Source organism: Vibrio sp. 1-Bac 57 (genome assembly GCF_037546855.1).
Taxonomy (GTDB): Bacteria; Pseudomonadota; Gammaproteobacteria; order Enterobacterales; family Psychromonadaceae; genus Psychromonas.
In genome coordinates, this window is the sequence record NZ_JALAAC010000065.1 from 1 (window position 1) to 8,598 (window position 8,598).

The window sequence follows — 8,598 nt, forward strand, 5'->3', positions numbered from 1 at the left end:
CTCAACTAACTAATTAACGGTTAGCGTTAAAAAATTAAGTCGCTACTGCTAGCTAATTAAGCCAATGAGCGCTAGCGACAGACAGAATAAATATCATCACTTATAAAAAAACAGTATTTATAAGAAAATTTTGATGAAAAAAATTGATTAAGGGGTTTCTCATGAAAAAATTTACAACATTAACAGCAGTCGCGGCAACATTATTAGTAAGTTCAAGTGCTTTTGCAGCATCACAAGTTGTGCATTCAGATAAAATGTTCACCACTGATGCATTTGCAGATAAAGCAGCCGCTTATGACGCAGGTTTTGATTACATTGATGGTCTAAAAAAATTACCAGCTAACGAATTACGTCACGAGCTAACGGTGATCACCAATTCACCAGCACAAGACTTAGCGATTGATAAATCAAAAGTAACGATCCAAGAATTCGCTCAAACACGTGATCAAGTTGCTTACCGTGCAGTGGTTGATGTGGATTACCACTTCACTACAATCAAAACACAAAACTAATTTAACTTATCGTTTTGACGATAGGAAAAGGTTCATCACCTAAAATGCCGCTAACTTACATAGTTAGCGGCATTTTTTGTTTATTTCTGTATGTAACCTACTTCTGTATCTAGTCTATTTATAGATTTGATCATAGTTATCGATATAGCTGTCCCATATCGGTGGAGAACCAACTAACTCCTTTACGATTTCAATAAATAATTTCACCAGAGACGTTTGGTTTCTGTGCGGATAAACAGCGTAAATCCCCCAATCCCTTGCCTCCAGTTTATAATTTGTTAGTAACGGTACTAACCCTAGCTCTTTAATATTTTTATCTAAGGTAAATAAACCGCGTTGTGAATAACCCAACCCAGCTTGCAATGCATCAATGATAACGCTTATTTCATTGACCTCGAGGCGCCCTACCATATTATGACTGCGCATTTGATCACTGCCAGGTTTTTCTGAGATCGTTAATTTATTAAATGTATTCTCACCGTTGGAATAGATAATCGCAGGTAGTTTAACAAGATCTTCAGGTGTTTTCGGTTCACCATAGGTTTCAATAAAACTTTCAGAGGCCAGTATTGCAACTTGAGCTCCCGCTAACTTGCGTGCAATTAAGTTTGAATCTCGAGCCGGACCGATACGAAAAGCAATATCAAAACGCTCACCAATAATATCCGAGCGTTTATCGTCAAATACTAATTTAATATGAGTCTGTGGATACTTGGCCATAAACAGTGTTACAGCCTTTTGAATGTACATTTTACCAAATAAGGTTGGGCAGGTAATTCGCAGTAATCCTTTAGGCTCTGAATGAAAGGAATCCGCTAGGCGTTGGGTATCGGCCAATAATTCTCTCATAGCTTCAGCTTGTTTAAATATCTCCTTGCCGGCATCTGTCAGTGAAACCGAGCGCGTGGAACGATTTAATAAACGCACACCAAGGTCGTCTTCTAATAACTTTATCTGTTTCGATAATGCGGATCGGTCAATGTTCCTTATACCAGCGGCTTTTGCGAAAGACCCGTGTTGAACAACATCAATAAACAAGTCTAATCTTGTCGACATTCCCATTAAAAAATCCTTTTTGAAAATGATAATAAATAGTACTTAGTGAAAACGTTACAGTATGGGTGGCTGTTTTGTATAGGCTTTGAATTAACGATGGATTTAATACATGGTTAACTCAAAGGCTGACGATAGTTTTAACAATAACCTTTGCGTATTACTGCAGTGACTACGTTGAAAGAACTAGCGCGATAAATGTTATTCTAAATCATCTTTTACAACGGATTGACGCGTCATACACAATGCTAATAGCAGATGTAACGCATCGCTAACGGAGTCTATATAACATTTTGCATCGGCATTAAATGGAATTGCATCGCCCACCACTACATCACAGTTAAATGGCACAAAAATCATTTCGCCTTTAGGTAACGCTTTACCTAAGCCATGCATCATTACTGGTACTACTTTTAGCGTTTTTCTGCTTTTAATTAAGTGGTGTACGCCACGTTTTAAATCACTGAGCTGTTCAGGCTTACCACGAGAACCTTCTGGAAATAAAAGCAAAATATCTCCGTCATCTAATGCGCGATGGCACTGTGCGAATAATGCAGACGTATCGCGTATATGTTTACGTTGCATTGGAATAATGCCAATAATATTCAATGAAAACCAAGCAAGTAGCTTATTTTTTAGGAAATAATCGGCGGCAGCAACGGGTCTTATTTTATGGATTTGACTTAATGGGTATAAGCTCATCAAAACGAGAGTATCTAAATGACTGTTGTGATTTGCAACAACAATAGCAGGACCCTGTTTAGGCAACTTAGCTTTAAAAAACACATTTAAGCCTAAACCCAGCAAAACCATAGGTTTAACCAATAATGCAAAAAATAATATTTTAAAAAATCGATTCATTAACAATCCTTATTAAATCCTACTTTGTTATTTTTGAGCGCGTTTGTTTTATGAACAGTAATATGTATTTTGGCTGCCCTCGCCTGATACCGATTACTAACCTGATACTAGTTAATAATGTAAATAATAAAGAAAATGGAAAAATAATGGCGCGGTATAAATCAGGCTATCTATTCTATCCAATAACCCTCCATGCCCTGGAATTAACGTCCCACTGTCTTTAATAGCGAGATCTCGTTTAACCGACGAAATAACCACGTCACCTACAAATCCGCTGATTGCGATTAATGTGCCAGCAACAAAGCCTTGGACCATAGTTAATGGCGTTAAATAAGGCGCAACAAAACCAGAGATGAGGGTGACGGTTATTACTCCACCAATAAATCCTTCCCATGTTTTTTTAGGGCTCACTTTAGGAATAATTTTATGTTTACCTAAGGTTTTCCCCCAAATGTATTGGCAGACATCGTTAAACTGGGTAATAAAAATTAAAAATAAAACTAACCCCAATGCACCCGCTTGCTCATTCTTAACGGTAAGTTGTAACAGGTATGCAATATGGCTAACACATAATACCGACAGCATGACCGCCCAGTGAATAGTGCCTAAGGAACGAATGAAGCCTTTAGTTTCTCCAATAAATACTGCTCGCATTGGCAGAAATAAGAACACGTAGATAGGAATAAAGATAAGAAACATGCCATACCAGTTGGTAGCAACCCAGTAATACTGCAATGGAATGGCAAGATAAGCCCATAATAAAATACGTCTATCGGCTTGCCGAGTAGGCATGATCGAAAAGAATTCTTTTAACGCTAAAAAACTCAACAGTGCAAAAAAGATAATAGAAACCGTTGTGGAGGCTAATAAAATGCCAAATAAAATGGCAATCATCCACCACCAGGATTGAATGCGTTGCTTTAGTTCTAAGTAATCTGTTTGAGGATTTTTAACCTGTAAACGCCAACGAATTAAAGAACCAGTGATCAGTAAGATCACTACAAACGTCATCATATAAAAAGAGTGAATCGGTATATTAAACATCTGTATTATCCTCATGCTTATTGTGTTGATTTTGCTCTGGCGATTCTAAATATTGGTAAGCCGAGCGAGCTCGTTTATATAAAGTGAGTAAACAACCGAGACAAATAACCCATAACCCAAGCAGTAAAACATATCCTTGTGTTGCAAATACTGATGTTTCGATAGGCAGTAATAGTAGAACGACCGTGATCACCGCCATTCGATGTTGTTTTGCCATTGGGCCAGTAAATAAAGTTGGCGCGCCCATCGACGTTGCTAACACACGCACATAAGCCGTTTTAACCGCCAATAATCCGGCTAACCAGCCGAGCTCAATCGCCCATGGTAAGCCAGCAATAGCATAACCTGCACAAACTAATATCAAAGGATCTGCAATTCTATCGGGAATATCATTAAATAATTCACCCGATGGCGTTGATTTTCCGCCTTCCATGGCCACCATGCCATCAAATAAATTACATAATAGACGGCATTGTACCAATAAAGCAGCTAACCAACTCAGCCAGATAGTTGAGCCAGCACCTATTGCTACTAAACAAAACCCCGCTAGTAGTGCAAAAAAGATACTGGCTATTGATATTTGATTCGGTGAAATATTACGTTTACTCAAAGCCGCCGCTATTTTATTCATAATCGTCAAATCACGCACTTTTAAAGGACGGCGAGCTTCTGAGTCAGTCATTATATTTCCTTATTAATAACAGTTAATGGTGCTGCAATTGATAGTCATGGTGAGCAATAGCTATTACTCCATCACTATCAGCAATGTCTATACGGGCTTTAATTCTGTCCGCAAATATGTATTTTAATGATCCCTCGTTAACTCTACAGGAGTCATACCGATAAAAGCGAATAGGGAATTAAAGTATCATGTTAGCGTGATATTTAAGGTACACACACGAGAACAATATAGTGCTTTAAATTATTGGTTAAGACAACTTAGGTTTATACAACATAAAGTTAATATTTAGTGTGGATTCTAACATTACTAGATTTGTCTATTAATTAAATTAATTGTCATTAACCACTTCATTATGAACAATTAATAGGCGTTATAAGTACCGTTAAATATAGCTATTACGCTTGCTAAGATATTTTTTAAACAAATAGATAGGAAAGATAAGTCGCCGCTAACATAGTCAATAAAAGTTGTGTAATATCGCATAAAACCCTCACCGATATAACGAGTAGCCAATGGACGTTGAATTATTAGAAATACAAGACTTTATCAGTCAATATGCCCCTTTTGATGAACTGCCTGAAGAAGCTTTAGCAGAAGTGGTACAAAGTGTTGAAATATCTTATTTCCGTGCCAATACAACCATCATCGATTTTAAGGATGAAATTAGCGAGTTGTATATGATCCGCAGTGGCATTGTTGAATTATTTCGTCGTAATGGCAATCTCTATAATCGTCTTGACCAGGGGCAGTTATTTGGACAAATGGGGCTACTCACTAATAATAAAGTACGTTTTCCCGCTAAAACTACCAAAGACACCCTTTTATACTGTATTCCAGCGGTGGTATTTTATGATTTATGTGAACGATTTGAATCCTTTGCTGACTTTGTAGAGGCAGAAGATAGTACGCGTTTAAAACAAGCGGTAGAAAGCAAAAGTGACGATGCCAATGCGCTTACCACTTCCAAAGTAAAAAAATTAATTACACGCGAACCTTTGATTGTTCCGATTGATACAAGTGTACAAGCCGTTGCACAAATGATGGCCGAAGAATATCAATCTGCCGCTTTAATTAACGACCCTAGCATTGATGACAGTGAAGGGAATAACCTAGTGGGTCTGATTTCGGAACATGATTTATGTGCAAAAGTAATTGCTGCAGGCTTAAGCATTGATAGCCCCGTTTCCGAGGTCATGTCAACAGAACTGATTTCTTTAGATCATAATGCCTATATTTTTGAAGCCATGTTGATGATGTTACGTAACAACGTACATCATTTACCTGTCCTTAAAAATAAAAAACCAATCGGCTTAATTGAAGTCTCTGACATTATTCGTTATGAATCTCAAAATAGTTTGTTGTTTGTGAGTAGCATTTTCCAACAACAAAGCCCCGAAGATCTTGCGCTATTATCAAAACAGCTGAAAGATTGTTTTGTGCGTATGGTGAATGAAGATGCGAACTCGCACATGGTTGGGCGTGCGATGTCTGAGATTGGACGTAGCTTTAAACAACGTTTATTAGAATTAGCTGAAGAGCAGTTTGGCCCTGCACCTATTCCATATTGTTTCTTAGCATTAGGTTCAATGGCCCGTGATGAACAACTGATGGTAACCGATCAAGATAACGCCATTATTCTGGATAATAGTTATGACCCGGCTGTACACGGTGAGTACTTTGAAAAATTATCACACTTTGTTTGTGATGGTTTAGCTGCCTGCGGTTACATTTATTGTACTGGTGATATTATGGCCACTAATCCAGAGTTCCGTAAAACGCAAACGGAATGGGAAGAATGCTTCGCCAGTTGGATTGATAATCCCAACCCTAAAGCGCTATTAAATTGTAATATTTTCTTTGATTTAACCGGTGTTTATGGGCGCATTAAATGGGCAGAACATTTAAATGCCTTTATTTTACGACGTGCCAAAAAGAATAATCGTTTCTTGGCATGTTTGGCTCGTAATGCGCTTAATAGAAAACCACCTCTGGGTTTCTTTAAAGACTTTGTGATGGAGAGCGATGGCCGCCATAACAACTCAATAAACTTAAAACGTCGTGGAACCGCACCACTTGCGGACTTGATTCGCGTACATGCATTAGCCATTGGCTCTCAATCTCAGAACTCCTTTGATCGTTTAGAAGATATTATTGAAGCGGGAATTCTACCTAAATCTAAAGGTGCTGATTTACAGCATGCCATGGAGCTTATTTCACTAGTACGATTACGCCACCAAGCATTAGATATTGAATCAGATATTGAGCCTGATAATAATATTGAACCTGAAAATATGTCTGATTTTGAAAGACGAAATTTAAAGGATGCGTTTTTAGTATTAAGTAATGCGCAAAATTTCTTGAAATATCGTTATAGCGCCACTCTTTAAGGATCGTCTATGTATAATTTTATTAACAAAGAGGTCTTAAACTGGTCTGCTTTTTTGAAGTTAAAAGCCCAGTTAAGCAAGGATTCACGCCTAAAGAAATTTTATGATGTGGGTACATACCATGACGACACAAAACTTCAAGACATTGAATTTGTTGCTTTAGACTTTGAAACGACGGGGTTAGATCCTAAGAAAAATAGCATTATTAGTATTGGTTTAGTGCCTTTTAACTTAAAGCGTATTTATTGTAATCAAGCTAAAAGTTGGTTTATTAACCCTAAAGATAAGTTACAAGAAGACTCCATTATCATTCATGGGATCACCCATTCAGATTTAAAAGGCGCTCCGGACTTAAGGCGTATTCTGGATCAGTTACTTGAGCAATTAGCGGGTAAAGTGGTGGTTGTTCATTACCGTAATATAGAGCGCCCTTTTTTAGATTTGCATTTACGTGCGCTTTTTAAGGAAGGCATTGTTTTTCCTGTTGTTGATACTATGCAAATCGAATCTAACATACAAAGAAAACTAGCAGCTGGATTTTTTAATCGATTACGTGGTAAAAAACCTGCCTCGATTCGCCTAGGGCAAAGTCGAACGCGCTATAACTTACCGACTTATCAGCCACATGATGCCTTAACAGATGCAATTGCTACTGCAGAGTTGCTACAGGCACAAGTGGGCTATCATTTTAGCCCTGATACGCCAATTAAGGATCTCTGGTTGTAGTTTTGAAAGCTGTTATAGTTTGAAAAGGGCATAGTTTGAAAGTGCTTATAGAGTTTTAGCAGCTACAAAATCGATAAAGTTACTTGCTAACAACAGCATTGGCCTTTCTAACAATAGTGCTAATACTATTACGTTCTATTGCTAGCAAGTTCTTTTCATGGTTGATCTACATTTCCGATCTACTACTAGCGTATAAGCCAGTATCTCCCCCCTCAAGTAACTAGTTATGTTCTAAAGTTATAACTCTATTTAATATAGTAAACAGGGATTTGCAAACAGAGCTTTGTAAGCAGGATTTTCTAGTCGGTATTCCAAGGGTAAAAGTAGAAGCAAACATGAAAGATGTGAATAAAGGTACAACTTAACTCATTAGAACCTCTCCGTTACACCAGTATCAATTCACTTCTCAGTTTTATATTTTATATTACATTGGCATAAAGTAGCTTGGTGGGTTCAACATTAAAACGGATCTTTTTATAATTTTTAGACTCGTCTAGCACTCAACCTAATAATGAATATAGTAAGAAATCCATCATCAAATCTATAATTAACGCTGCAATTATTGGTTATTTTCTAGTTATCTGCTAATGGTGACCTATGGACACCATTAAATCGTACTATCGCTATTAAAATGTATTCAAATTTATAAACTAAATTCTTAAAAATTTTTTTAACTCCGCAAATAAGTTTCACCTTTTAACTGTTTTTTTAATAAAATTGATCTATTTATTGAGTGTGAAAATGCATATCTTAAGTAGTTTACAGCAAAAGATATTTCTTTTTTTAATACTGTTTTTTTGTTTTTATAAGTAAATGACAACAAATTATTTAGCCTTATTCAGGTAATTACAAATACAATAAATAAGCTCAGTTCTTTAATTCTTGTTAGTATTTTGTTTATTTCTATTGGCTTTTTTATTTAAATTTCATTACCACGCAATGTGCTTATGAGCATTACCCTCATTGACTTGTCTGCTTGATAAAAAGGATATATTTATCCGTTCATAGCTGCTTATCTTCACTTTAAAAACAAGCTGACCATTATCCTTCCAATCATAAAAAACACATCTAACTACTGTTATTGCTGGGTTTATTCATTAGCACCACAAAGTGAACCATTTCTTCATTCCATCCGTATCACCATCTTTACGATGCACAAATGAATTCAATTATTTGTCATTTCTTAACCTGCTATTAACCTCATGAAGACTATTATCTTCATAAACAACGACCGATAAAGCGTAAAACATGACGGTTGTTGTAAAGGTGATAACAGATGAATAAACACACGGTTTACAAAATAATTTGCAATAAAGGAAATTTATTTCCCACC

General features: G+C 36.7%; 7 protein-coding genes. 3 read left to right on the plus strand and 4 right to left on the minus strand.

Going from position 1 to position 8,598, the window contains the following annotated elements; translation table 11 throughout:
• The first annotated feature begins 161 nt into the window (after positions 1-161).
• On the plus strand, positions 162-512 hold the full coding sequence (locus MT391_RS20155) for a DUF3316 domain-containing protein (RefSeq protein ID WP_499499831.1): 351 nt from the start codon (positions 162-164) through the stop codon (positions 510-512).
• A gap of 114 nt (positions 513-626) precedes the next feature.
• Here MT391_RS20155 and MT391_RS20160 read toward each other — a convergent pair whose 3' ends face one another.
• The 4 genes from MT391_RS20160 to MT391_RS20175 form a co-directional block, all read right to left on the minus strand.
• Complete coding sequence (locus tag MT391_RS20160; protein ID WP_499499833.1) at positions 627-1,574, minus strand: LysR family transcriptional regulator; 948 nt, start codon at positions 1,572-1,574, stop codon at positions 627-629.
• Between the two features lie 192 nt (positions 1,575-1,766).
• On the minus strand, positions 1,767-2,426 hold the full coding sequence (locus tag MT391_RS20165) for a lysophospholipid acyltransferase family protein (RefSeq protein WP_499499834.1): 660 nt from the start codon (positions 2,424-2,426) through the stop codon (positions 1,767-1,769).
• Between the two features lie 111 nt (positions 2,427-2,537).
• Positions 2,538-3,470, minus strand: coding sequence for a phosphatidate cytidylyltransferase (locus MT391_RS20170; RefSeq protein WP_499499835.1), 933 nt, complete (start codon positions 3,468-3,470; stop codon positions 2,538-2,540).
• Entirely contained in the window at positions 3,463-4,152 is a 690-nt protein-coding gene (locus MT391_RS20175) for a CDP-alcohol phosphatidyltransferase family protein (RefSeq protein WP_499499836.1), read from the minus strand. Before MT391_RS20175 ends, MT391_RS20170 begins: the two co-directional genes overlap by 8 nt.
• Before the next feature lie 512 nt (positions 4,153-4,664).
• Between MT391_RS20175 and MT391_RS20180 the strand changes: the two genes are divergently transcribed.
• Positions 4,665-6,539 (plus strand): DUF294 nucleotidyltransferase-like domain-containing protein, encoded by a 1,875-nt coding sequence (locus tag MT391_RS20180; RefSeq protein ID WP_299668985.1) that lies wholly within the window; start codon positions 4,665-4,667, stop codon positions 6,537-6,539.
• A 9-nt stretch (positions 6,540-6,548) separates the two neighbouring features.
• Positions 6,549-7,265, plus strand: a complete 717-nt coding sequence (locus MT391_RS20185; protein WP_166373385.1) for a 3'-5' exonuclease — start codon at positions 6,549-6,551, stop codon at positions 7,263-7,265.
• Positions 7,266-8,598: the final 1,333 nt, after the last annotated feature.